Genomic DNA, 23698 nt, shown 5'->3' with positions numbered 1-23698 from the left:
AGGACGCAGCGGTTGACCAGTTCAAATGCATGAAAAAGCAAAATGGCGCAGATCAAACCTGCGCCATTTCTTTGTCGGAAATCGGGCTGGAAAAGGGTTTTTCTACAGCGTCAACGTTGTAGGTAAGGGGCGCTGCGCGACGCTTTATCGCGCAGCGTCCAGCGACCGAAGGGAGCGGCCTTGACCGGAATGTTAGGCAGCGCGGACATATACACGAACCAAAATGATTCAGTAGTTGATTCAGTAGTCGATTCCATTTAGCTCAGAGATTCGCTCAGCGGTAAGTTTGAGATGGCGATCAGATGACAATATCTTGTAACCGGATAGACCGGAGTCTACGTAATAGCGACTCGCTGCAAGACGATAAGCAAGCCAACTCTTTTGTACGCCACGCAGTTCCTTCTGCCTTTCCGGCGTAAGCCTCTTTAGTGCGCGCTGAAACGAAGTATTCAAGCGTGCCTCTTGAATTTCTTCCTCTTTCGTTTGGCATGACTGAATTTCAAAGCTTGTACCTTTTGCGTTCGCGATACATATGCGATAGCTATCAGTGCACCTGTCGCAACCGGCGATGGATTGCGGCGGAATAGTCAGGAAAATTGCCGCAAGCGCGAAGTGGATTGCGAAGTGCATATTTCGATGCCTAACGTGGAGATGACCGGCGCTGCGCGGCTTTATCGCGCAGCGTCCAGAGAGCGAAGCGAACGGGGTCGATCGTAGGGTTAGGAGTCAGCATTTTCGAAACTTGCCGCGACGCAAGACTTCAAATTTCTTTGCCACAGGGCCTTCGCCTTCTGTGTCAGCAACAAATATCTCGATTTCTTTCAGGGCAATGGTAGCTTGGGCACACCAACTGACCTTTTCAGTCGCTGTCAGGTTGGAGGTGCCAACCTTTTTTTCGTCGACGATCAGAGAAATGCTGTCGAGTTCAGAGAACTTCTTGAGCCGTGGCAGTGTGTGGGCCGCTTTGGTCGAAGGGGAAGGACGACTTGGGAAAAAGATAACGGTGTGCCCAAGAGCTGGATCGTCTGCCTTCACAATGCTTCCGGTCATTGTTCGAGCGCCACGATAGAAATAGCTTCCGCCATCAAAACGCTCCGGTGGCAACCCCCTTGCTATGTTTGGGGTGACGTGGTTTCCGTCGGTGCTACAGATAGCGAAGAGCGAGAAGCCTTCCGGCGCAGGCACGCGAAGTTGATGAACTTGTTCATCGCAAATGCATGTCTCACCCATGTAGTCGTATTTTGCGGCACAGGAACTAGCGGAGCTGGTCCCGGCGAGCATAAGAAGACTAAGTCCAGCAATTAGCCGCGGAGGCATGCTGACTCCTAACGTTCAGTCTACACCGCAAGCGGCGTAGACTCCTTTATAAAAAGGTGTATAACAAATTTTGTTAAACTTATCATATTGATTTATATAATCTTTAAGAAAATATGGCAACTATTGATACACCGCATCCACCTAGGCTGCTTGATCAAGTGCGGGATAAAATCCGCGTCAAGCACTACAGCATACGGACGGAGACTCAATATGTCCAATGGGTGCGTCGATTTATCCTTTTTCATGACAAACGCCATCCCCGTGAGATGGGCGCGGCGGAGGTAGAGGCTTTCTTGACGCATCTGGCTGTCAAGGGGAATGTGGCGGCGGCAACGCAGAATCAGGCGCTGTCGGCGCTGCTATTCCTTTATCGCGAGGTGCAGGGGATTGATCTGCCATGGCTGGATAACGTGGTTCGCGCCAAGCGCCCGGCGCGTTTGCCGGTGGTGTTGACGCGGCAGGAAGTGAGCGCGGTGCTGGACCGGATGAGCGGGACGCACGGCCTGATGGCGCAATTGCTCTACGGTACGGGCATGCGCCTGATGGAGGTGGTTCGGCTGCGTGTCAAGGAAATGGATTTCGGGCTGGTGCGTGGGGTGGTGTCGCCGCTGGATGCGGTGTGATTTCCTTCTATTTCCCGTAAAACGATCCAGATCAAAGAAGCGCCTTGGTCGAATGGAGAAAATCGCGGCGTCTGCCAGTTCCGGCAGTTTTTTGAGGAAATCGATCATGACCAAGGCCATCCACGTTTGCGACCACCGTACTGAAGAAGCTCTTTATCCCTTCGATGCCCGTGGCGTCGCCAAGCGTTTTCGCCATGCCGCGATTTTCGGCGCATTGGAGTCGCTGATGCCGGGAGAAACCATGCGTTTTTGCAATGATCACGATCCATTGCCTTTGCTGGCGCAGATGCAGCAGCGCTATGGCGACAAGGTGAGCATCGAGTACGTGCAGCGTGAGCCGGGCGCCATCGTGATCGATTTTTCGGTGGTCGGTTGATGTGCTGATTCCTGTCGCGCTGACCCTGCTTGCCCTGACGGGCGGCGCGATTCTCGCGCTGCTGGGGGCGGGGTCGCCGGCAGCCGTGGCCCACCTGGCCTTTGCGGTCGGGATAGTGCCGCTGATTTTCGCGGCCATGACGCATTTTGTGCCGGTGCTGACGCGCACCGGCGATCCTTCCCGCAGCATTCGTCGTTTGCCGGTTTTTGCCCAATTTGCCGGGTTGACCGCAGTATTCGGCATGCAGGGGTGGCTGCCTTACGCCGCCATCTATCTGGCTGCTGCGGTCGACCTCGTTTTGGCGCTGATTTTGTTGCGCTGGATTTTCGCCCGCGCCAGGGCCACGCTGGGTTCGCCGCACCCTGGCTGGCGCTGGTATGCCGGCGCGTTGGTCTTTTTGATTCTGGCACTGCTGGCCGTGCTGTCCACGCTGGTCTGGCCTGAACAATGGGCACACTGGCGCCTGCTGCATCTGCATTTGAATGTCTTCGGATTGATTGGACTAGCCGCTTTCGGGACCTTGCCGGTGTTGTTGCCGACGGTGCTGGGCAAGCCTGATCCCGAGGCCGCTGGCTGGCTGAGGCGGCGTTTCTGGCTGATCTGCATTTTTGTCGTGCTGCTGGCGCTCGGTGCTGCGACGTTCTGGCCGCTGTCGGTGATGGGTGGGGCGCTGTTTCTGGTGCTGGTGCTGGGCCTGATCGTGCGCTGGATTCGCCGCTTCGGCCTGCGTACTTTGCTGGCAGACGGGGCAAGTTGCGCCTTGTTGGCGGCGGCCTGCGGTTGGCAGTTATGTTTGTTGGCCGGTGCCTTGCACGCCTTTGGTTGGTTGCCGGCCCGGCCTACGCTATGGGCTTGGGCGGCGGCCTTCCTGTTGCCGTTGGTGACGGGGGCATTGAGCCAGCTATTGCCGGTGTGGGTTTGGCCCGGGCCGATCTCATCCGAACGGCAACGGCTGCGCGCACTGTTGGTGGTGGGCGGGCAGGGGCGCAGTGTGGTGTTTATGACGGCGGGCGTGCTGTTTTTGGGCGGTTTGCCCGAGCTGGCGACCATCCTGAGCGTGAGCGGCCTGCTCTGGTTTGTCGCGGGGCTGGTCCGTTACCGGCAATTTCGGCCTTGATCGGGCGTTGACCGCAGATTTTGGCTGAATGCCGGGTCAGGTGCCGCAGAAAGTCCGGTATGTCGTGGTAAATGCGGCAGGGGCGGGCCGGGCATCGTCGGTCGCGGCCGGTTGTTCCGTTGCCGGGGCGCGCAGGCGTTCGAGTAGATCGTTATATGGCGCCAGATCGCCAGTCTGGGCGGCCTCGAGGACCGCTTCGACGCGGTGATTACGCGGGATCAGCCAAGGGTTGGCCTGGCACATGCGGGCCAGCAATATCTCATCGCGCTGCATCTGGCGATTCCGCCAGCGTTGCCACCAGGCGGCAAATTCGTTGTCGTCGCTTGCTGCCAGCGAAGCGGGCGGCTGATCGCGCTCAATACCCGAGGCACAGGCCGCGTCATACAGGTGGCGGAAGGCGTTGGTGAAGTCCAGTTGCCGGCGCTGCAGCAGGGCGAACCAGTCGTCGGCCAACTGGCGGTCGTCGTCGGCACGGCCCTGTGTATCGAGGCCGAGTTTGTCGCGCATCATGCTCAGCCAGTAGCCGCGATGAACGCCGGGAAATTCCTCAATAACCCGTATGGCTGCCTGCACGGCCCGTTTCTGCTCGGTGTCGATCAGTGGCAACAGGGTTTCAGCCAGGCGTGCCAGATTCCATTGGGCGATCTCGGCCTGTTGCCCGTAGGCATAACGCCCGTCCCGGTCGATTGAACTGAAGACAGCGTCGGGGGCGTAACTTTCGATGAAGGCACATGGGCCATAATCGATGGTTTCGCCGGAGATGGCCATGTTGTCGGTATTCATCACGCCATGAATGAAGCCGACGCCGAGCCAGCGGGCGACCAATGCGGCCTGCCGGTCGGCGACTGCACGCAACAGCTCGAGCCAAGGATTGGCCGCGTCATGCAGGGCCGGGTAATGGCGGGCGATTACATGTTTGGCGAGGCGTCGGACGCTGTCCGGCCCATGATGTGCTGCGAGGTATTCGAAGGTGCCGATCCGGATATGACTGGCGGCGACACGGGTCAGGATGGCGCCGGGCAGGGCGTGCTGGCGCCAGACCTGTTCGCCGCTGGCGACAACGGCCAGCGCCCGGCTTGTTGGAATACCGTGGGCTGCCATCGCTTCGCCGATCAGGTATTCCCGCAAGGCTGGGCCGAGGGCGTATTTGCCATCGCCATTGCGCGAAAATGGAGTTCGCCCCGACCCCTTGAGCACCAAGTCACGTCGCTGTCCGTGGCGGTCGATCAGTTCGCCGATCAGTAGTGCCCGGCCATCGCCGAGTTGTGGCGAAAAATGGCCGAATTGATGGCCGGCATAGGCTTGGGCCAGTGGCTCGGCACCGGGCGGCAAGCGGTTTCCGGCGAGCAGGTCGATCCCGTCGGGGCTGGCCAGCATATCGGCGTCCAGCCCGAGTTCGTCGGCCAGCGCCCGGTTGAGGCAGAGCAGGCGGGGGGCCGGTGCTGGCTCCGGTTGCCAGAGGGCATAATGACCCTGCAGGTCGCGGGCGTAGCTGTTATCGAAACGAAGCGGGTTGGCGGTGGCTGGGCTGGGCATTAGGTGCACGATGCTGTAGATGGCTCGGGGCTGTTCGACCCGGCTCGGACGGCTTGGTTCAGCAGCAGCTTGGCTTGAATCAGCTTGCCTTGGCGAGTGTGCTGGCGTTGATCGTTTCGAGACGCGACATCAGGTCGGAGAAACGCGGTTCGCCCGGCGCACAGGCATTGGCTGTGAGCAAATGGCGGCGGGCTTCGCGAATCAGGGCAGGGTCGGCGCCTGTCTTTTCGATGTGGCTGATCAGCAGGTGTGCCGCGTTAAGCAGCAGGCGAACATTGCGCGGCATGATTTCGAGCGCTTGGCGCATCTTGGCGATGGCGTGCGAAAAGTCGCCGGAACGCGAAAGCAGGACGCTGCTGTTCATCATTTCCACGGCTTGGGCGCGCGTCGCCTCGACCATCTCGTTACCTTCGTCACAGAGCCCCTGTTTCTGGAAAATCTGGCGTACAGCTTCGATGTTGGCCGGATCGTCGGGATTATTCAGGATTTCGCTGCGCAGCAATTCGATGGCTTTGTCACGCTGCCCGAGCATCAGCAGCGTTTCCGCCATGTCCCGGGTGGCGACCGGCCCCAGATGGCCGACATTGCCGCGATTGAGTAGTTGGACAATCTCTTCGGCTTGCTGTTGGGCGCGGGGGAGGTCGCCATTGTCGACCAGAATGCGGCACTCGACCGATTTCGACAGCAGTTTCGTTTCCTCGCTATCGAAAACTTTGACCATCTTGTCGAGCGTGTTCAGCGCTTCCGCTGAATTGCCGCGGGCACTCAGTGCCTTGGCTAGACCGAGGTAGCTGTCGGTGGACTTGTGCACCGAAAATTCACCCAGCTGGATCGCCATGCGGAAAGCTTTTTCGGCCCGTTCGTGCTTGTTGTTGGTCAGTGCAGTTTCACCCATGGCACGCTGCCGGGCGTGCGATAGCGGCGACAAGGCCAGTGCCCGCTCGAGAATGTGCTCGGCTTTTTCTCCCTGCTTCAGGCGGCGATAGGTTTGTGCCAGGCAGTCGTAGGCTTCGAGGTAGTTCCGGCTGCGGGTAATCAATTGTTCGAGCAGCTCGCAGGTGACATCGTATTCACCGAGCTGGAGATGGATCTTGGCCAAGCCGAGTTGGGCCCAGGGCTGGTCGCGGGTGGCCAGCATTTTTTCGTAAAAGCCACGTGCCTGATCGGTTTGCCCGACATGGATCAATAGCTCACATTTCAGGCGCAGCAAATCGACGGCATTGGCCTTGTCGGTGGCGGCGCGTTGCTCGCAGATGCTGATGGCCCGGTAATAATCGTGCGCCATCATGGCTAGATCGATATCGTTGAATGCTTCCTTGCGCGCTTTCATCCGCCGGATGCGGGAGAGCAGCACGACCTCGGTAACCGGTTTGAGCAGATAGGCATCCGGTTGGGCCTCGGCGGTGCCCATCACCGTTTCCAGCGTCTTGTCGGCAGTGATCATCAGCCAGCAGCAACTGGGGCCGATCATCTGCTTGTAGCGGGCTTCCTCGAGTACCTGCATGCCGTTTTGCCCAGTGCCAAGGTTATGGTCACAGAGCACCACGTCGTAGCGCTTGGCGTTCAGCTGGCTAAGGGCTTCCCGGCCATCGGCGGCAAAGTCGATGGCGCGCGGTTGCACGCCGGCACTGCGCAGAATGCCGCTGAGCATCGTGCGGATGCCGGAGAAGTCATCGATGATCAGGTAGCTGCTGTTGGCGATGGATTTGTTTTCATCATCGCGAGCCAGCAGTGGCGTGATGGGAGGCATGTTCGATGGATCTCTGGTGGCGTATGGTGGCTGGCGAACTGCGGCTGGCTATCAGGTGAAGGTGCGGGTTGTCAGTTTTTCCAGGCGGGCCATCAGATCAACGAAGCGGGATTCGTTCGAGGCCAACTGGTTGGCAGTCAACAGGTTGTTGCGTACTTCACGGATCAACGAGGCTTCGACCCCGGCTTGTTCCATGTAGTTGAGCATGATATGGGCTGCATTCAGTAGTAGCCGGACATTGCGCGGCATCTTGGTCACGGCTTCGCGCATCTTGCCGATGGCGTCGAGATGATTGCCGGCACGGGCCTGCAGGATACCCGCGTTCATCAGTCGGGTTGCTTCCTGGCGCGAGGTTTCGACGACCGCCTCACCTTGTTCGGCCAGCCCGGCTTTGTGGAATACCTGCTTGATTGCGTTCAGGTTGTGCTCGTCGTCGGGGTTGTTCATGATTTCCGACTGCAGCAGGGCCAACCCCTTGTCCTGGTGACCGGTCACCAGTAGCAGCGCGGCCATCTCGCGCGCTGCTTCGGAATCGTGCCGGGTGTTACCGCGGTCGAGCATGGCGCTCAGTTGTTCGGCAGCGGCCTGCGCTTCCTTGGCTTGGCCGTTCTGGTGATAGACGTGACCTTCAACCGCCTTGCCCTTGATGCGAACATCTTCACCATCGAACACCTTGTTCATCTGCTCGAGAATGTTCAGCGCTTCCTTCGGATTGGCCAGCGAACCGACGGTTCTGGCCAGACCGAGGAAAGCCTCAGGCGACTTGCGTGCCGAATGCTCGGATAGCTTCAGTGTCTTGCGGAAGGCTTTCTCTGCCCGCTCAAGTTTGCCGGTACGCAGTGCAAGCTCTCCGATAACGCGTTGCCGCGTGTGCGAATTGGGCGATAGCTGGATGGCGCGCTCCAGCGTATCGCTGGCGCGGTCGTGTTCGCCGAGTTTTTGGTAGGTTTCCGCCAGGCAATCGTAGGCGTCAAGATAATTGCGATTGTCGTCAATCAGCTTTTCAAGCAGGTTGCAGGCCGCGTCGTATTGCTCAGCCTGCATGTGCACCTTGGCCAGGCCCAGTTGGGCCCAAGGCACGTCGCGGCTGGTCAGGATTTTTTCGTAGGTCTGGCGCGCCTTGTCCGATTGGCCGGTTTGAATCAGCAGGTCGCATTTGATGCGCAGCAGTTCGATGGCGTTAACCTTGTCCGTTGCCGCGCGTTCTTCGCACAGACGAATGGCCTTCAGGTAATCGCGGGTCGCAACGGCGCGGTCGATATCGGTGAAAGTTTCCTTCTTGGCGCGGATTTTGGCGATCCGGCTGGTCAGGACAGCTTCGGTGACGGGTTTGAGCAGGTAAGCGTCGGGCTGGGCTTCGGCGGTGCCCATGACCGTGTCGACGGTCTTTTCCGCAGTGACCATGATCCAGCAGCAGCCGGGGCCGATCAGATTCTTGAATTTCGCTTCTTCAAGAATTTGCATGCCATTCTGGCCATGCCCCAGATTGAAATCGCAGAGGACAATGTCGAAGCGCTTCTTGGTCAGCAACTGGATGGCTTCCGGGCCATTGGCTGCCGTGTCGATGGCGCGTGGATTGGCGCCGCAGGCTTTCAGGACGCCGGTGAGCATGCTGCGCATGCCCTGAAAGTCGTCAATGACCAGATAACTGCTGCGCGCGATGAAATCTGCATCGTTGCTGGTCGCGGCAGAGGGGGTAGGCATGATCATGGCAGTCGGAGAATGAAGCAGCCACCACCCAGTGGGCCGCCGTTTTCGAGTCGGATGCTGCCTTTTTCCTGGCGGCTACCGTGCATTTGCGCCACGACAGCGGCGAAGTAGAGTCCCAGCCCCGTGCTGCCAGTGTTGAAGTTGACGCCGCGCATCGCGGCGATTCCATCATCGAGCATCTGCTGGGGAAAGCCCTGGCCATTGTCTTCGATACGGATTTCAAGGGCATGGTCGATGACCTGGACAACCAGGCGCAGATGGTTGCTGGTGTAATGCACGGCGTTGTTCATGGCGTGCACGACGATGCCATTGATCAGATCGGCGTCGAACTCCCAGTAGCAGTCTGGCTCGATGTCGGTTTCCAGTGTGATCGAGCGCGAGGTCAGCAGCGGGGCTACATGTGATACGGCGAGGTGGATGAATTCGCCGAGTTCCTGGGTTTCCGGATGAAACGGATAAAGATCGTTGCTGAATTTGTACAGGGTCAGCAATTGAATCAGATTGCCGTGGATGCGCTGTGTTTCGTACAGCATCTGCGACATTTCCTGGTAACTTTCCGATTGTTCGTGCGGAGCCTGAAGCAGATTCCGACGAATGGAGTCCTGCAGCACGCTGATCGAATTCTTCATGTCGTGGACGGATGAAGCGAGAAACAGTGCTACATCGGATTTGGGCTGATTCATGTCGAGTTGGGTCCGGTGGATCCGAAAATGATCGTGCAGGAGGTCGTACGAGTGGGGAAGTGTTGCGGGCGAATGGTAGCAAATTTGCCCTCGGCTGGTTGTCATAAGTGCTTGGGCAGGGCAGGTTTAACTGCTTTCCTGGCGCTCGCCCATGCAGAGTTCTGCGTAGACGCGTTAAAATTCCGGTTTTTCGCTTCCCAGGTTGACAGACCTCATGCGCTACATCTCGACTCGCGGCCAGTCCGCTCCCCAGTCCTTCTGCGACATTCTTCTTGGTGGCCTGGCCCCGGATGGCGGTCTTTATCTGCCGGAGTCTTATCCACAAGTCAGCCGTGCCGACCTCGATGCCTGGCGCAAGCTGTCGTATGCCGATCTGGCCTACGAAATCCTGGCGAAGTTCATCACCGATATCCCGCCGGCCGACCTGAAGGCGCTGGTGGCTAAAACCTATACTGCCGACGTCTATCGCCATGCCCGCAACGGCGGCGATGCAACGCAGATCACGCCGCTGACCAAGCTGGAAGACGGCCTGTATACGCAGGAACTGTCGAACGGCCCGACCTTGGCCTTCAAGGACATGGCGATGCAGTTGCTCGGCAACCTGTTCGAGTACGTGCTCGACAAGCGCGGCGAGTCGATCAACATCCTCGGTGCGACTTCCGGCGACACCGGCTCGGCGGCCGAATACGCGATGCGCGGCAAGCACAACGTCAAGGTCTTCATGCTGTCGCCGGATGGCAAGATGAGCGCTTTCCAGCGCGCCCAGATGTACTCGCTGACCGACGCCAACATCTTCAACATCGCCGTGCGCGGCATGTTCGACGATGCGCAGGACATCGTGAAGGCCGTTTCCAACGATGCCACGTTCAAAAAGCAGAACAAGATCGGCGCGGTCAATTCGATCAACTGGGCCCGGGTTGCGGCACAGATCGTTTATTACTTCCAGGGCTATTTCCTGGCCACCCAATCGAACGACGAGCAGGTGGCGTTCACCGTGCCATCGGGCAATTTCGGCAACATCTGCGCCGGCCACATCGCCCGCATGATGGGCCTGCCGATCAAGCATCTGGTGCTGGCGACCAACGAAAACGACGTGCTCGACGAATTCTTCCGCACCGGTGTCTATCGCCCGCGCACCTCGGTCGAAACCAGCGTCACGTCCAGTCCGTCGATGGACATTTCCAAGGCGTCGAATTTCGAACGCTTCGTTTTCGATCTGGTGGGTCGCGATCCGGTGGTCATTCGCGAATTGTGGTCCAAGGTCGACAAAGGCGAGGCCTTCGACCTGAGTACTACGGTCTACTGGAAAAACAAGCCGAAATTCGGTTTCATTTCCGGCCGGAGCACGCATATCGACCGTATCAACACCATCCGCTTCGCCCAGGGGCGTTACAACGTGATGCTCGATACGCATACTGCCGATGGCCTGAAGGTCGCACTGGAAAACCGTCAGCCGGGGCTACCGATGATCGTCCTGGAAACTGCCCAGCCAGCCAAGTTCGAGGAAACCATTCGCGAGGCGCTGGGTACCGAGCCGGTGCGTCCGGCCGACCTGATGGGTATCGAGAACCTGCCGCAGCATGTGGTGGTCATGGACCCGGACGTCAACGCAATCAAGCAGTTCGTCGTCGAACGGATCTGAGTCGATTGCTGTCACGCAGGCCCTTGCGGCCTGCGTTTCTCCGAAGAGTGCCGGGTAGTGGTTAACTACCCGGTTGCAGGCTTAACGAAATAGCCGGGAGAAAAATCCGCCGAGGCTGTCGCCCAGCTTTTTCGGCTTGAATTCCGCTGCGTACGTTTTGTCCTGGACCAGAATATGGTTGATCAACCAGTCCTTCAGGAAATTGATCATGTCCAGCGATAGCGTGGCACCCGCTTCGACTGCTTCGCGTTCTTGACGCAGGCGACTGATGAAGCCGTCGTGCTGCTTCTTGTGGGCGTCGAATCCACTGTAGTTGTGGGTTCGCATGAAGCTTTCTTCGGCCGTGAAATGCGTCACGGTGTAACGCTCGAGTTCCTCAAGGGTACTCAGTACCTTGCTTCCCTTGTCACGGCAAACAACTTCATCCCACAGGTGGTTGATGATCTCGAACAGCACCTTGTGCTGTTCGTCGATTTCAATCATACCGATACTGTAGGCATTATCCCAGGCGAGCAGTTTCGATGTCATTTCATTCCTTTGATGTGCTGAATGTAGGTTTTCTATAATCCAGTACGATTTATACAGAATGATGACCAGTCAATTTTTGACATAGATCATCTGTCGTATTTTTTCACAACAACGGGATTTTATTCCATGAGGAATGAGTTCAGGCGACAAAACGCATCGACAGGTCGAGTGCCTTGACATCCTTGGTCAATGCGCCGACCGAGATGCGATCAACGCCGGTTTCGGCGATGCCGCGGATGGTTTCCAGGCTGACATTGCCGGAAGCTTCTAGCACCGCCCGGCCGGCGTTGATGGCGACGGCCTGGCGCAGCAGTTCGGGCGAGAAATTATCGAGCAGGATCATGCTTGCGCCGGCCTTCAGTGCCTGATCCAGTTCATCAAGGTTTTCCACTTCAACTTGAATGAATTTACAGCGGTCAACTGCTGTATCAGCCACTTTTTGCGCCGCAGCCATGGCCTGGGCGATACCGCCGGCGGCGTGAATGTGGTTTTCCTTGATCAGGATCGCATCCCACAACGCCAGCCGGTGATTGCCGCCACCGCCGGCCCGGACGGCATATTTTTGTGCGATGCGCAGGCCGGGCAGGGTTTTGCGCGTATCCACCACTTGCGCTTTGGTGCCGGCGATTGCATCGGCGTAGATTCGCACCTTGCTGGCGACGGCCGAGAGTAGCTGCAGGAAATTCAGTGCGCTGCGCTCGGCCGACAGTAGGGCGCGGCCGTTGCCGTCGATGCTGCACAGCAACTGGTCGGCGACGATGCGTTCGCCGTCGGTTGCCAGCCAGGTGACCGTGGCCGTCGGATCGAGCCGGCGCACGCATTCGTCGAACCAGCCGGTGCCGCACAGCACACCGGGCTCGCGTGAGATGACCGTGGCGCGAACCCGGCGCTCACCAGGGACCAGACTTGCCGTCAGGTCGCCGGGGCCGATGTCTTCGGCCAGGGCTGCATCAACGTTGCGGGCGATTTCAGGGGCGAGTGGCGTATCGAAGTCTATGGACATGGCTGGGTTCGGAAGATGATTCGGGGAGGGGATTGTAGCGTCTGGTATGCACGGGGTCATGCAGAGGAAGCACGCAGCCACTGATTGAACAGGCTGCGTGCTGCGTCGATCACTTCTCCGGCCGTCATGCCGGCTGGGCCGATGCCTTGTTCGACCAAGCGGTCGGCGGCGGCGCCATGCAGGTGAACGGCGGCGATCAGCGCCAGTTCGGCCGGCCAGTTTTGCGCCAGCAGGGTGCTGGTCAGTCCGCTCAGTACATCACCCATGCCGGCCGTAGCCATGCCCGGATTGCCGGTGGTATTTATCCACCAGCGGCCGTCGACCGCAGCAATCACGGTGCCGCAGCCCTTGAGGGCAACCGGGCAGGTATAGCGTCGGGCCAGTGCGCAAGCGGCGGTGATCCGGTCGGCCTGGACTTCGTGGGTCGATATTTCAAGCAGGCGGGCCGCTTCTGCCGGGTGCGGCGTCAGGATGGCCGGGGCAGTGCGCTTGCTCAGCTTGGCTTCGAGTCGGCGGTCGAGCGCCAGGAGGTTCAGCGCATCGGCATCCAGCACAAGCGGTAGCGGGCAGTCGAGCGCTTGCTTGAGCCACTGGATGGCTTCGGCCGATTGGCCCAGCCCCGGTCCGCAGAGCAGCGCCTGCAGATCGGCCTGGAACAGCGTGTCGACCGGACGAATCATCAGTTCCGGTTGGCTCAGGTCGACGGCCGGGCCATCCGGGTCAAGCAAGCCGAGGTAAACGCGGCCGGCACCCAGTTTCAGGGCGGCGCGCCCGGCGAGCAGTGCGGCACCGGCCATCGAGTGGCTGCCACCGATCACGCCGACGCCACCAAAGCTGCCTTTGTGCGAGTTTTTTTGCCGTGGCTGGAGCCGGCTGGCAAATAATCCGGGTGAGATTACCTGGCCGTCGGGTGCAATGGCGGTGTGGTTTGCTTCGTCGCTATCGGCAGGTAGACCCAGTGTGGCCAGGCGGATTTCGCCGCAATGATCCGGGCCATCTGCGGTCAACAGCCCCGGTTTGCCGGAAATGAAGGTCATGGTGTGGCTGGCGCTAATACATTCGCCCGGCACGGTGCCGCTGTCTGCATTGAGGCCGGAGGGGCAGTCGAGCGCCAGTAACGGGCAGTTGTCGCGTTTGACCAGTTCGTTGGCCGTGGCGATCCAGTCGGCGTAGTGCGCTGCCGGCGCGCGTGCCAGGCCGATACCGAACAATCCGTCGACAATCAACGACCAGCGTGACTGCGTCGGAATTTGCGTGCAGGTCGAACCACCGGCTTGCGTGAAGCGCTGGAAGGCGGCTGCCGCATCGCGTGGCAGGGTGGCCGGATCGGCGGCAAAGACCACATGAACGGCAAAAAACCGTTCGCGCAGCAGTCGGGCGAGGACGAAAGCATCGCCGCCATTATTGCCGGGGCCGGCCAGTATCAGTATCGGGTGTTCACCTGCCAGTTCAGTCGCCAGATCGGCGGCGGCCAGTCCGGCGCGTTCCATCAGTGGCAGTGCGGCGTACTGCCTTTCGATCTGGCGCAGGGTGCTGCTCAGGTAAAGATCGTGCGGCGTCATGGTTTGCTGCCTGTCGGTGAGGTGGTGCAATAACTTCGGGCCAATCGCAGGGTATTGGCGTGGATACTTACCGTGTCGTCGATATTGCGGGCGTAACCACCGGCCATGGTGATGGCGACCGGGATGTTGGCGTTGCGGCAGGCGGTAAAAACCTGGCGGTCGCGTTCGAGCAGGCCGTCCATGCTCAGTGCCAGGCGGCCGAGGCGGTCGTCCTTGTAGGGGTCGGCACCGGCCAGGTAGATGACCAGTTCAGGGCGCGCAAGGTCGAAAGCGGTGTCGAGGCCGTGTGCCAGTTGCAGCAGGTAGGCTTCGTCGGTACAACCGTCCGGCAATTCGATGTCGAGGTCGCTGTCTTCCTTGGTGAAGGGGTAGTTGCGTGCGCCGTGGATCGAGAAGGTGAAGATGCTGGCGTCGTCTTTCAGGATGGCAGCGGTGCCGTTGCCCTGATGCACATCGCAGTCGACGATCAGGATGCGGCTGGCGCGACCTTCAGCCTGCATGGCGCGGGCGGCGACGGCGGCATCGTTGAAGATGCAGAAGCCTTCGCCGTGATCGCGAAAGGCATGGTGTGTGCCGCCGGCCAGATTGGCGGCCAGGCCATCGCTGAAAGCGGCCCGGCAGGCACCCAGCGTTGCGCCGGCCGAGCGGCGCGAGCGTTCGACCATTTCTGCGGTCCACGGGAAACCGATGGCTTTTTGTGCCTTGGCATCGAGTTGACCGCAGGAAATGCGCCGGATGTAGTCGGCGTCGTGGGCGCGCAGCAGTTCTTCGTCACTGGCGGCATCCGGCAGATGGAAATCGCTGGCGGAGAAATTTGCGTCGGCCAGCAATACAGCGCGCAGCCGGGCGTATTTTTCCATCGGAAAACGATGACCCGGCGGCAAAGGCAGCACGAAGACGTCGGTGTAGAACAACTGCACGTTCGACGTCCGGCCGGTATCAGTTCAGCGCGGCAGACATCTTGCGCCGGAATTCGCGAACCAGATCGTCGTATTGTTCGCCAGCCAGTGCTTCGAACAATTGCAGCATGGCTTTGCGCGGTGCGCCTTCGTCGAAGAAGCGGTCGCGCCGGATGACTTCGAGCACCGCTTCGAGGGCTTCGCGGAAACGGCTTTGTGCGGCATAGGCGCGGGCCAGTTCGAGGCGGGTGGCGTGGTCGTCCGGGTTGGCGGCGAGCTTTGCTTCCAGCGGTGCGCTGTCGGCCGCGCCTTGAGCCAGCGCCAGACGGGCGCGCAGGGCGGTGGCGCGGTCTGCTTCATCCTTGTATTCGCCGGCCAGCAACTGGGCGGCTTCGTCGTTGCGTCCGAGTTGCATCAGCACGTCGATGGCGTCGAGCTGGACGGCTTGATCCTGCGGGTTGGCCTGGCTGGCTTCGACCAGTTTGGCCAGTGCTTCTTCCAGTTTGCCCTCGCCAAGCAGCGCGGCGGCAGCCTCGCGCAGATTGACGCCTTCACCCTCAACGGCTGGCAGGGCGATACGATCCAGGAATTCACGGACCTGGGCTTCCGGCAAAGCCCCGTTGAACTCGTCGACCAGTTGGCCCTGGAATACCACCTTCACAGAAGGAATGTTGCGCACACCAAAATGGCCGGCGAGTTCGCCATTTTCGTCGGCATTCACCATGGCCAGCAGGAAACGGCCCTTATATTCCTCGGCCAGCTTTTCCAGCATCGGTTTCAAGGTCTGGCAGGGGGCGCACCACGGCGCCCAGAAATCGACCACCACCGGCACCTGCAGAGAGGCTTGCAGCACTTTGACTTCGAAGTCTTCGATCGATACGTCGAAGGCGAATGCGGAGAGTGGCGTGGTGGCTGGGTTCGGCGGCATGGAGGACATGGTCGGCTCTTTTTTGGACGTGGTTCGTAAGCCATTCATTTTAACGGAGAGCGTCGATGTGAGGCTGCCGACTTTCGCTCGATGCATCTTTTCGGCTATCATCGCGCTTTCCCGCAGCCTGTCTTTCCATGACCAAATACGTTTTCGTTACAGGTGGTGTCGTGTCCTCTCTGGGCAAAGGCATCGCCGCCGCGTCGCTCGGGGCCATTCTGGAATCCCGCGGCCTCAAAGTTACCCACCTCAAGCTTGACCCCTACATCAACGTCGACCCCGGCACGATGAGTCCCTTCCAGCACGGAGAGGTTTTCGTGACCGAGGATGGCGCCGAGACCGATCTCGATCTGGGGCATTACGAGCGCTTTACCAGCGCCAAGATGACCAAGCGCAATAATTTCACGACGGGCCAGATCTACGACACCGTGCTCAAGAAAGAGCGCCGTGGCGAATATCTCGGCAAGACCGTGCAGGTCATTCCGCACATTACCGACGAGATCAAGTTCAAGGTCAAGGCCGGCGCCGAAGGTGCCGACGTGGCGATTGTCGAAGTCGGCGGTACGGTCGGCGACATCGAATCGCTGCCTTTCCTCGAAGCCATCCGTCAGATGGGTATCGAGGAAGGCCGCAACAACGTCTGCTACATGCATCTGACGCTGTTGCCCTACATTCCGACCGCTGGCGAACTCAAAACCAAGCCGACCCAGCATTCGGTCAAGGAATTGCGCGAAATCGGTATTCAGCCGGATATCCTGCTCTGCCGTGCCGACCGCTCCGTGCCGGTCGAAGAGCGGCGCAAGATTGCGCTGTTTTGCAACGTCATGCCGGAAGCGGTCATCGAGTGTCTCGATGCCGATTCGATCTACAAGATTCCCGGCATGTTGCACGAGCAGATGCTCGACGAAATCGTCTGCCACAAGCTGAATATCCTGGCCAAGGCTGCCGATCTGTCGGTCTGGGAAAACCTGATCGTGGCGCTGGAACATCCGCAACACGAAGTGACGGTGGCTTTTGTCGGCAAGTATGTCGATCTGACCGAGTCCTACAAGTCCCTGATCGAAGCGATCAAGCACGCCGGCATTCACACGCGCAGCCAGGTCAATATCATCTACATCGATTCGGAAGATATCGAGAAGGAAGGTTGTGGCGTACTCAAGGAGGTCGATGCCATCCTGGTGCCTGGCGGTTTTGGCCGACGCGGTACGGAAGGCAAGATTGCCGCCATTCGCTATGCCCGGGAAAACAAGGTGCCGTACCTCGGTATCTGCCTCGGCATGCAGTTGGCAGTGGTTGAATTTGCCCGCGACGTGGCAGGCATGGCCGACGCGCACTCCACCGAGTTCGTGCAGGACACCCCGTATCCGGTGATCGGTCTGATTACCGAATGGCTGGACGCATCCGGCAAGGTCGAAACGCGCAGCGAAGATTCGGACATCGGCGGCACCATGCGTCTGGGCGGCCAGGTCTGCAAATTGGCTGAGGGCTCGCTGGCCCGCCAGATTTACGGTGCACCGGAAATCACCGAACGGCATCGCCATCGTTATGAAGTCAATAACACCCTGCTCAGCCAGCTGGAAGAAAAGGGCCTGATCGTTGCCGGTCGTGCACCGGGCACTGACCTGTGCGAAATGGTCGAATTGCCGGCTGACGTCCATCCGTGGTTCGTCGGTTGCCAGTTCCATCCGGAATTCACCTCCAATCCGCGCCAGGGACATCCTTTGTTCACGTCCTACGTGAAGGCCGCACTGGCCAACAAGCAGGGCAAGCACTGATGAAACTCTGCGGTTTCGAGGCTGGTCTTGAGCAGCCGTTTTTCCTCATTGCCGGCCCGTGTACCGCAGAATCGGAGCAGCTTTGCGTCGATATTGCCGGCCGCATGAAGGAAATCTGCGGTCGACTGGGTGTGAACTACATTTTCAAGGCGTCCTACGACAAGGCCAACCGCAGTTCCGGCAAGTCGGTGCGCGGCCCCGGCCTGGACGGCGGCCTGAAGATTCTGGAAACCGTGCGCGCGCAGATTGGCGTGCCGGTATTGACCGATGTGCATGCCGTGGAAGATGTGGCGCAGGTGGCCAGCGTCGTCGACGTGCTGCAGACGCCGGCCTTCCTGTGCCGGCAGACCGATTTCATCCATGCCGTTGCGTCCTGCGGCAAGCCGGTGAACATCAAGAAGGGCCAGTTCCTGGCGCCGGGCGACATGAAGAACGTGGTCGACAAGGCACGTGAAGTCAATGGCGGCGCCGACAACATCATGGTTTGCGAACGCGGTGCTTCGTTTGGCTACAACAATCTGGTGTCCGATATGCGCAGCCTGGCCATCATGCGCGAAACCGGTTGCCCGGTGGTTTTCGATGCGACCCACTCGGTGCAGTTGCCGGGCGGGCAGGGCACGGTGTCCGGCGGTCAACGCGAATTTGTCCCGGTTTTGGCAAGGGCAGCGGTCGCCGTCGGCATTGCCGGTTTGTTCATGGAAACCCATCCTTGCCCGGAAAAAGCTTTTTCCGATGGCCCGAATAGTTGGCCACTGGATCGCATGGAAAGCTTGTTGAGCACCTTGGTGGCACTCGACAAGGCGGCAAAGGCCGCTGGTTTCGAAGAACTTTAGTTTTAAGTAAATAGTTTAAATATCCATTCCAACCTTTTGATAACAAGGACGAATTATGAGTTCCATCGTTGATGTTGTTGCCCGCGAAATTCTTGATTCCCGCGGCAACCCCACGGTCGAAGCCGATGTGTTGCTGGAATCCGGCGTCATGGGCCGCGCTGCTGTGCCGTCCGGCGCTTCCACCGGTACGCGCGAAGCCATTGAGCTGCGTGATGGCGACAAGAGCCGCTATCTTGGCAAGGGCGTGCTGCAGGCCGTCGAGAACATCAACACGGAAATCTCCGAAGCGATCATCGGCCTCGATGCGCAAGAGCAGGCTTTCATTGATCAGACCATGATCGACCTCGACGGCACCGACAACAAGTCGCGCCTCGGCGCCAACGCCATCCTGGCCGTCTCGATGGCGGTGGCCAAAGCTGCCGCCGAAGAGTCCGGTCTGCCGCTCTATCGCTATTTCGGTGGCATGAGCCCGATGCAGATGCCGGTGCCGATGATGAACATCATCAACGGCGGCGAGCACGCCAACAACAGCCTGGACATCCAGGAATTCATGGTGATGCCGGTTGGTGCCGCCAATATCCGCGAAGCGATCCGCTGCGGCGCCGAAATCTTCCACTCGCTGAAAAAGCTGTTGAACAAGGCTGGTCACTCGACCGCCGTCGGCGATGAAGGCGGTTTTGCCCCGAATCTGGGCAGCCATGCCGAAGCCCTGCAGATCATCATGCAGGCGATTGAGGATGCCGGTTACGTACCGGGCCAGGATGTGCTGCTGGCGCTGGATTGTGCCGCTTCCGAGTTCTACAAGGATGGCAAGTACAAGCTGGCCGGCGAAGGTCTGGAACTGACCTCGGCCCAGTTTGTCGATTACCTGGCCAACCTGGCTGACCAGTTCCCCATCGTCTCGATTGAAGATGGCATGTCCGAAGCTGACTGGGACGGCTGGAAGCTGCTGACGGATCGCCTTGGTTCCAAGGTGCAGATCGTTGGCGACGACATCTTCGTGACCAATACCAAGATTTTCAAGGAAGGTATCAAGAAGGGCATTGCCAATTCCATCCTGATCAAGATCAACCAGATCGGTACCTTGTCGGAAACCTTCGCTGCCGTCGAAATGGCCAAGCGTGCCGGCTATACCGCCGTGATCTCGCATCGCTCCGGTGAAACCGAAGACAGCACCATCGCCGACATCGCTGTCGGCCTGAATGCCGGCCAGATCAAGACCGGTTCGCTGTCGCGTTCGGATCGCATCGCCAAGTACAACCAGCTCATCCGTATCGAGGAAGATCTGGGCGATACCGCTTCCTACCCTGGCCGCGAAACCTTCTACAACCTGCGCTAAGCACTGATCGTTGAATGCGCTGGCTGACGGTCGGCCTTCTCGCCCTGGTCCTGCTTCTCCAGTATCCATTATGGCTGGGCAAGGGAGGATGGCTGAAGGTATGGGAGTACGACCGTCAGTTGAAGCATCAGAAGGAAGAAACCCGCAAACTGGAAATCCGGAATGCGGGTCTCGATGCCGAAGTCCGCGACCTGAAACAGGGTTACGACGCCATCGAGGAACGTGCCCGCTTTGAACTGGGCATGGTCAAGCAGGATGAAACCTTCGTGCCGATTCCCGAGCGCTCGCTGGAAAAGCCGCCATAAATACCGGTTGACCGCAGTAGTCACTGCCGTTTGGCTCGGCTAGAATCGTTCTCAGCAGTCTCGTACCGAGTGCTCAAGGAGAACGATATGTTGCTCAAGGTTGGCGATAAAGCCCCGACGTTTTCGTTACCGGATGCCGATATGGATATGGTCGATCTGGGGCGTTACCTCAATGCAAGACATGTCGTTCTGCTCTTTTATCCGAAGGACGGCACACCCTGTTGTACGCGTGAAGTGACCGATTTTGCGGATCACGATGAAGATTTCAACAAGCAGGGCTGTGCGCTGCTTGGTATCAACCGGGAGGACTGCCTGAAACATCAGGAATTCCGGGACAAGGAAGGCATCGGCATCGAATTGTTGTCCGATGCGGAAGGCAAGGTCTGTCGGCAGTATGGAGTCTGGCAGGCCAGGGAGGTGGATGGACAGACGAAATTCGGTATCGTTCGTTCCACCTTCGTCATTGATCGCAGTGGCCTTATCCGCCACGCGCTTTACAACGTCAATTACAAGGGCCACGCACAGGAAGTGCTGCGCCTGGTGAAGGAACTCAATTCATGAACCTGCAGGTTGCCAAGAATAACGTCGTTACGCTCGATTACCACGTCACCGATCCCGATGGCGAAGTCGTCGACGAAGGACGTGACCCGCTCGTCTATCTGCATGGCGGTTACGACGATATTTTCCCGAAAATCGAAGAAGCCTTGCAGGGCAAGGGCGTTGGCGAGTCCGTCAAGGTCAAGTTGCAGCCGGATGAGGCTTTTGGCGAGTACGATCCGGAACTGGTCCAGATCGAGCCGCGCAAGGATTTTCCCAAGGAACTGCAGGTTGGCATGCAGTTCGAAGGCGGTCCGGAAGAAGGCGATGGCGATGATTTCATGATCTACCGCGTCACGGATATCGAAGGCGACAAGGTCGTGCTCGACGGCAATCACCCGCTGGCTGGCAGTGCGCTGATCTTTACCTGCACGGTAACCTCGATTCGTCCGGCCAGCGCCGAAGAAATCGAGCATGGTCACGTGCACGATCCGGACGACGACGAAGACCACTAAAAGCTGGACAGGGCGCCGTTTTCGCCCTCCGGTTTTAGCGACGCCGGTTTGCCATTTGGCCAACCGGCGTTTTTATTTGAGCAGGCTTTTCAGCGCATACAGCGCATCGAGCGCTTCGCGCGGTGTCAGGCTGTCCGGGTCAATTGTGGTCAGGTGTTCGACGACCGGATGCGCTTCCGGCTCGACGATTTCCGGCTCCGGGGCCTGTGCGAACAGGTCTGGCTGCAACGGGTCGGCGACAGCCCGCTGCTCGAACTCGCGCAACTGCTTGCGTGCCGCCCGGACCACGGCAGCGGGAATCCCCGCCAGCGCCGCGACCTGAATCCCGTAACTCTGGTTGGCCGGGCCTTCCTCGACCGCATGCATGAAGACGATGCGGTCGTTGTGTTCGACCGCGCCGAGGTGAACGTTGGCCAGTTCGCTGTATTCATGCGACAGACGTGTCAGTTCGAAATAGTGCGTGGCGAACAGCGTCAGGCAGCGGTTCTTGTCGATCAAATGGCGCAGGATCGCGAAGGCCAGTGCCATGCCGTCGAAGGTCGAGGTGCCGCGGCCGATTTCGTCCATCAGCACCAGGCTCTGGTTGGTGGCATGGTGCAGGATGGCGGCGGCTTCGGTCATTTCGACCATGAAGGTCGAACGCCCGGACGCCAGATCGTCGGAAGCGCCGATGCGGGTGAAGATGCGGTCGAGCGGGCCGAGCACGCAGCGGTCGGCCGGCACGTAGCTGCCGATGTGGGCGAGCAGGGCGATCAGCGCGACCTGGCGCATGTAGGTCGACTTACCGCCCATGTTCGGGCCGGTAATCAGCAGCAGGCGCCTGTTGTCGGCCAACAGGCAGTCGTTGGCGATGAAGGTTTCGGCGCTTTGCGCCAGTTCGTTCTCGACCACCGGATGGCGACCGCCTTCAATGCGCAATTGCGCGGTCAACTGCAGATTTTCGTCAAAATCCTCGGTAAATTCCGGCTTGCACCAGTTGCGCTTCAAGGCCGATTCGGCAAAACCGGCCAGCAAATCGAGCTGTGCAATGGCGCGGGCGATGGTTTGCAAGGTCGGCACCACCGGCAACAAGGCGTCGAGGATGCCCTCATAGAGCAGCTTTTCACGGCTCAGCGAACGTTCCTGCGCCGACAGCGCCTTGTCCTCGAAAGCTTTCAGTTCCGGCGTGATATAACGCTCGGCATTCTTCAGCGTCTGGCGTCGGCGGTAATCGTCGGGAATCTTGTCGGTATTGGCGTGCGTGACCTCGATATAGAAGCCATGCACCTTGTTGAATTCGACCTTGAGGCTGTTGATGCCGGTGCGCTCGCGTTCGCGCACTTCCATATCGACCAGGAAGGCGCCGCAGTTGTCGTTGAGCGAACGCAGTTCGTCGAGCTCGGCGTCGTAGCCCGGCGCAATGACGCCGCCGTCGCGTACCTGCGCACCGGGTTCGGTCGCGATGGCGCGGACCAGCAAATCGAGGGCTTCAGTCGGTGTTTCCAGTTCGTTGAAGGATTGCGTCAGCAGGTTGGAAACGCTGTCAGCCAGCGGTGCACGCAAATCCGGCAGGCGGGCGAGCGATTCGCGCAGGGCGGCCAGATCACGTGGTCGGGCGTTGCGCAGTGCGATGCGTCCGGCGATACGTTCGATATCGGCGATGCCGCGCAGGGCTTTTCTGGTGTCGCCAGCCAGTCGACCGTAATCTTCGAGCAGTGCTTCGACCGCGCCGTGCCGTGCCGCCGGGATCGCCCGGTCGCGCAAGGGATGGTGCAGTGTGTGGCGCAGCAGGCGCGACCCCATGCTGGTGACGCAGTTGTCGAGCAGTGAAAACAGCGTCGGCGACGGCTGGCCGCGCAGGGTTTCGGTCAGTTCCAGGTTGCGCCGCGTGGCCAGGTCGAGGCCGAGATAGGCGCCCTCGATTTCCACGGTCAACCCGCGCAAATGCGGCAATTTTCCCGACTGCGTCGCCTGCGCGTATTGCAGCAAGGCACCGGCTGCAGCCACTGCCGGTTTCAGGCCTTCAACACCGAAGCCGGCCAGCGAGGCGACTTCGAACTGGTCGCAGAGCAGGCGCTTGGCCGAATCGAAATCGAAATACCAATCCGGCTGGCGCGTGCGCGCCACATCGACGCCGAAATTGGGCGTCCAGCTCTCCGGGTAGAGGATTTCCGCCGGGCGGATGCGCTCCAGCGTCGCCGGAATCTGCTCGGTCGGCACCTCGATCAGGATGAATTCACCGCTGGCCAGATTGAGGCGGGCGATGCCGGCCGTATTGCGCAGCGTCGTCACGGCGAGCAGCCAGATGTCCTGCTTGTCGTCGATCAGCGCCGCATCGGTCAACGTGCCCGGCGTGACGATGCGCGCCACAGCCCGTTCCACCGGCCCCTTGCTGGTCGCCGGATCGCCGATCTGCTCGCAGATCACCACCGATTCGCCCAGCTTGACCAGCCGCGCCAGATAAGGCTCCAGCGAATGGAAAGGAATGCCGCACATCTTGATCGGCACCCCGGCCGACTGGCCGCGCGTGGTCAGCGTGATGTCGAGCAGTCGCGCTGCCTTCTCGGCGTCCTCGTAGAACAGCTCGTAGAAGTCGCCCATGCGGTAGAAGAGCAGGGTGTTCGGGTGGTTCGCCTTGAGCCCGAGGTACTGGACCATCATCGGGGTGTGCTTGGGGCTGTCGGCGGTTTTGCTCATGGGTTTCAGGGCGGCCAAAAGGGACGAATTCTAGCAGGGCTCGG

General features: G+C 59.6%; 22 protein-coding genes. 10 read left to right on the top strand and 12 right to left on the bottom strand.

Annotation, left to right across the window (positions count from 1 at the left end):
• Positions 1 to 240: 240 nt before the first annotated feature.
• A complete protein-coding gene (locus RCI20_RS17255) occupies positions 241 to 630 on the bottom strand; it encodes a lysozyme inhibitor LprI family protein (protein WP_306607759.1) in 390 nt (129 codons plus the stop codon).
• Positions 631 to 726: 96 nt separating this feature from the next.
• Positions 727 to 1317, bottom strand: coding sequence for a hypothetical protein (locus tag RCI20_RS17250; protein WP_306607757.1), 591 nt, complete (start codon positions 1315 to 1317; stop codon positions 727 to 729).
• Positions 1318 to 1430: 113 nt separating this feature from the next.
• Here RCI20_RS17250 and RCI20_RS17245 point away from each other — a divergent pair, with 113 nt between their 5' ends.
• From RCI20_RS17245 to RCI20_RS17235, 3 genes are all read left to right on the top strand, one after another.
• Positions 1431 to 1940 carry a phage integrase N-terminal SAM-like domain-containing protein gene (locus RCI20_RS17245; protein ID WP_306607755.1) on the top strand — a complete coding sequence of 170 codons (510 nt, stop codon included), beginning with the start codon at positions 1431 to 1433 and terminating at the stop codon, positions 1938 to 1940.
• Between the two features lie 106 nt (positions 1941 to 2046).
• Positions 2047 to 2316: a DUF2249 domain-containing protein gene (locus RCI20_RS17240; protein ID WP_306607753.1), complete on the top strand. Its 270-nt coding sequence runs from the start codon at positions 2047 to 2049 to the stop codon at positions 2314 to 2316.
• A 1-nt stretch (position 2317) separates the two neighbouring features.
• Positions 2318 to 3433 (top strand): hypothetical protein, encoded by a 1116-nt coding sequence (locus RCI20_RS17235; protein ID WP_306607751.1) that lies wholly within the window; start codon positions 2318 to 2320, stop codon positions 3431 to 3433.
• A 36-nt stretch (positions 3434 to 3469) separates the two neighbouring features.
• Here RCI20_RS17235 and RCI20_RS17230 read toward each other — a convergent pair whose 3' ends face one another.
• The 4 genes from RCI20_RS17230 to RCI20_RS17215 all read right to left on the bottom strand — a co-directional run bounded on the left by RCI20_RS17230 (position 3470) and on the right by RCI20_RS17215 (position 9112).
• Positions 3470 to 4969, bottom strand: a complete 1500-nt coding sequence (locus tag RCI20_RS17230) for a YdiU family protein (protein WP_306607749.1) — start codon at positions 4967 to 4969, stop codon at positions 3470 to 3472.
• 79 nt (positions 4970 to 5048) lie between these two features.
• The gene (locus RCI20_RS17225; protein ID WP_306607748.1) at positions 5049 to 6719 is read right to left on the bottom strand and encodes a response regulator; all 1671 of its coding nucleotides are present in this window, start codon (positions 6717 to 6719) and stop codon (positions 5049 to 5051) included.
• Between the two features lie 51 nt (positions 6720 to 6770).
• Positions 6771 to 8423: a tetratricopeptide repeat protein gene (locus RCI20_RS17220; RefSeq protein ID WP_306607746.1), complete on the bottom strand. Its 1653-nt coding sequence runs from the start codon at positions 8421 to 8423 to the stop codon at positions 6771 to 6773.
• Between the two features lie 2 nt (positions 8424 to 8425).
• Complete coding sequence (locus RCI20_RS17215) at positions 8426 to 9112, bottom strand: sensor histidine kinase KdpD (RefSeq protein WP_306607744.1); 687 nt, start codon at positions 9110 to 9112, stop codon at positions 8426 to 8428.
• Between the two features lie 214 nt (positions 9113 to 9326).
• Here RCI20_RS17215 and thrC point away from each other — a divergent pair, with 214 nt between their 5' ends.
• The gene (thrC, locus tag RCI20_RS17210) at positions 9327 to 10754 is read left to right on the top strand and encodes a threonine synthase (protein ID WP_306607742.1); all 1428 of its coding nucleotides are present in this window, start codon (positions 9327 to 9329) and stop codon (positions 10752 to 10754) included.
• An 81-nt stretch (positions 10755 to 10835) separates the two neighbouring features.
• Here the strand turns inward: thrC and RCI20_RS17205 are convergent, their stop codons facing one another.
• The 5 genes from RCI20_RS17205 to RCI20_RS17185 form a co-directional block, all read right to left on the bottom strand.
• Positions 10836 to 11282, bottom strand: a complete 447-nt coding sequence (locus tag RCI20_RS17205; protein WP_306607740.1) for a bacteriohemerythrin — start codon at positions 11280 to 11282, stop codon at positions 10836 to 10838.
• A 139-nt stretch (positions 11283 to 11421) separates the two neighbouring features.
• Complete coding sequence (gene nadC / locus RCI20_RS17200) at positions 11422 to 12285, bottom strand: carboxylating nicotinate-nucleotide diphosphorylase (protein WP_306607738.1); 864 nt, start codon at positions 12283 to 12285, stop codon at positions 11422 to 11424.
• A 56-nt stretch (positions 12286 to 12341) separates the two neighbouring features.
• Positions 12342 to 13847, bottom strand: a complete 1506-nt coding sequence (locus RCI20_RS17195) for an NAD(P)H-hydrate dehydratase (protein ID WP_306607736.1) — start codon at positions 13845 to 13847, stop codon at positions 12342 to 12344.
• Positions 13844 to 14767: a histone deacetylase gene (locus RCI20_RS17190; RefSeq protein WP_306607734.1), complete on the bottom strand. Its 924-nt coding sequence runs from the start codon at positions 14765 to 14767 to the stop codon at positions 13844 to 13846. Before RCI20_RS17190 ends, RCI20_RS17195 begins: the two co-directional genes overlap by 4 nt.
• Positions 14768 to 14786: 19 nt before the next feature.
• A complete protein-coding gene (locus RCI20_RS17185; protein WP_306607732.1) occupies positions 14787 to 15683 on the bottom strand; it encodes a tetratricopeptide repeat protein in 897 nt (298 codons plus the stop codon).
• 128 nt (positions 15684 to 15811) lie between these two features.
• On the opposite strand from RCI20_RS17185, the gene RCI20_RS17180 reads away from it, so the two are divergent.
• The 6 genes from RCI20_RS17180 to RCI20_RS17155 all read left to right on the top strand — a co-directional run bounded on the left by RCI20_RS17180 (position 15812) and on the right by RCI20_RS17155 (position 20978).
• Positions 15812 to 17449 carry a CTP synthase gene (locus RCI20_RS17180; protein ID WP_306607730.1) on the top strand — a complete coding sequence of 546 codons (1638 nt, stop codon included), beginning with the start codon at positions 15812 to 15814 and terminating at the stop codon, positions 17447 to 17449.
• On the top strand, positions 17449 to 18282 hold the full coding sequence (gene kdsA / locus RCI20_RS17175; protein ID WP_306607728.1) for a 3-deoxy-8-phosphooctulonate synthase: 834 nt from the start codon (positions 17449 to 17451) through the stop codon (positions 18280 to 18282). Before RCI20_RS17180 ends, kdsA begins: the two co-directional genes overlap by 1 nt.
• A gap of 55 nt (positions 18283 to 18337) precedes the next feature.
• Positions 18338 to 19621, top strand: a complete 1284-nt coding sequence (gene eno, locus RCI20_RS17170; RefSeq protein WP_306607726.1) for a phosphopyruvate hydratase — start codon at positions 18338 to 18340, stop codon at positions 19619 to 19621.
• 14 nt (positions 19622 to 19635) lie between these two features.
• A complete protein-coding gene (gene ftsB, locus RCI20_RS17165) occupies positions 19636 to 19926 on the top strand; it encodes a cell division protein FtsB (RefSeq protein WP_306607724.1) in 291 nt (96 codons plus the stop codon).
• Positions 19927 to 20016: 90 nt separating this feature from the next.
• Complete coding sequence (locus RCI20_RS17160) at positions 20017 to 20487, top strand: peroxiredoxin (protein ID WP_306607764.1); 471 nt, start codon at positions 20017 to 20019, stop codon at positions 20485 to 20487.
• Positions 20484 to 20978 carry a peptidylprolyl isomerase gene (locus RCI20_RS17155; protein ID WP_306607722.1) on the top strand — a complete coding sequence of 165 codons (495 nt, stop codon included), beginning with the start codon at positions 20484 to 20486 and terminating at the stop codon, positions 20976 to 20978. The genes RCI20_RS17160 and RCI20_RS17155 overlap by 4 nt, the downstream gene beginning before the upstream one ends.
• A 72-nt stretch (positions 20979 to 21050) precedes the next feature.
• On the opposite strand, the gene mutS is transcribed toward RCI20_RS17155, so the two are convergent.
• Complete coding sequence (gene mutS, locus RCI20_RS17150; RefSeq protein WP_306607720.1) at positions 21051 to 23654, bottom strand: DNA mismatch repair protein MutS; 2604 nt, start codon at positions 23652 to 23654, stop codon at positions 21051 to 21053.
• Positions 23655 to 23698 lie beyond the last annotated feature (44 nt).

This window comes from Azonexus sp. (assembly GCF_030824335.1).
Taxonomy (GTDB): domain Bacteria; phylum Pseudomonadota; class Gammaproteobacteria; order Burkholderiales; family Rhodocyclaceae; genus Azonexus.
This window is presented reverse-complemented; position numbering and strand designations above follow the sequence as displayed.

What these genes read in the sequence shown, in the direction of transcription:
- RCI20_RS17255 (WP_306607759.1), bottom strand. Translation starts at nt 630, where the DNA reads ATGCACTTCGCAATCCACTTCGCGCTTGCGGCAATTTTCCTGACTATT.
- RCI20_RS17250 (WP_306607757.1), bottom strand. Translation starts at nt 1,317, where the DNA reads ATGCCTCCGCGGCTAATTGCTGGACTTAGTCTTCTTATGCTCGCCGGG.
- RCI20_RS17245 (WP_306607755.1), top strand. Translation starts at nt 1,431, where the DNA reads ATGGCAACTATTGATACACCGCATCCACCTAGGCTGCTTGATCAAGTG.
- RCI20_RS17240 (WP_306607753.1), top strand. Translation starts at nt 2,047, where the DNA reads ATGACCAAGGCCATCCACGTTTGCGACCACCGTACTGAAGAAGCTCTT.
- RCI20_RS17230 (WP_306607749.1), bottom strand. Translation starts at nt 4,969, where the DNA reads ATGCCCAGCCCAGCCACCGCCAACCCGCTTCGTTTCGATAACAGCTAC.
- RCI20_RS17225 (WP_306607748.1), bottom strand. Translation starts at nt 6,719, where the DNA reads ATGCCTCCCATCACGCCACTGCTGGCTCGCGATGATGAAAACAAATCC.
- RCI20_RS17220 (WP_306607746.1), bottom strand. Translation starts at nt 8,423, where the DNA reads ATGCCTACCCCCTCTGCCGCGACCAGCAACGATGCAGATTTCATCGCG.
- RCI20_RS17215 (WP_306607744.1), bottom strand. Translation starts at nt 9,112, where the DNA reads ATGAATCAGCCCAAATCCGATGTAGCACTGTTTCTCGCTTCATCCGTC.
- thrC (WP_306607742.1), top strand. Translation starts at nt 9,327, where the DNA reads ATGCGCTACATCTCGACTCGCGGCCAGTCCGCTCCCCAGTCCTTCTGC.
- RCI20_RS17205 (WP_306607740.1), bottom strand. Translation starts at nt 11,282, where the DNA reads ATGACATCGAAACTGCTCGCCTGGGATAATGCCTACAGTATCGGTATG.
- nadC (WP_306607738.1), bottom strand. Translation starts at nt 12,285, where the DNA reads ATGTCCATAGACTTCGATACGCCACTCGCCCCTGAAATCGCCCGCAAC.
- RCI20_RS17195 (WP_306607736.1), bottom strand. Translation starts at nt 13,847, where the DNA reads ATGACGCCGCACGATCTTTACCTGAGCAGCACCCTGCGCCAGATCGAA.
- RCI20_RS17185 (WP_306607732.1), bottom strand. Translation starts at nt 15,683, where the DNA reads ATGTCCTCCATGCCGCCGAACCCAGCCACCACGCCACTCTCCGCATTC.
- RCI20_RS17180 (WP_306607730.1), top strand. Translation starts at nt 15,812, where the DNA reads ATGACCAAATACGTTTTCGTTACAGGTGGTGTCGTGTCCTCTCTGGGC.
- kdsA (WP_306607728.1), top strand. Translation starts at nt 17,449, where the DNA reads ATGAAACTCTGCGGTTTCGAGGCTGGTCTTGAGCAGCCGTTTTTCCTC.
- eno (WP_306607726.1), top strand. Translation starts at nt 18,338, where the DNA reads ATGAGTTCCATCGTTGATGTTGTTGCCCGCGAAATTCTTGATTCCCGC.
- ftsB (WP_306607724.1), top strand. Translation starts at nt 19,636, where the DNA reads ATGCGCTGGCTGACGGTCGGCCTTCTCGCCCTGGTCCTGCTTCTCCAG.
- RCI20_RS17155 (WP_306607722.1), top strand. Translation starts at nt 20,484, where the DNA reads ATGAACCTGCAGGTTGCCAAGAATAACGTCGTTACGCTCGATTACCAC.
- mutS (WP_306607720.1), bottom strand. Translation starts at nt 23,654, where the DNA reads ATGAGCAAAACCGCCGACAGCCCCAAGCACACCCCGATGATGGTCCAG.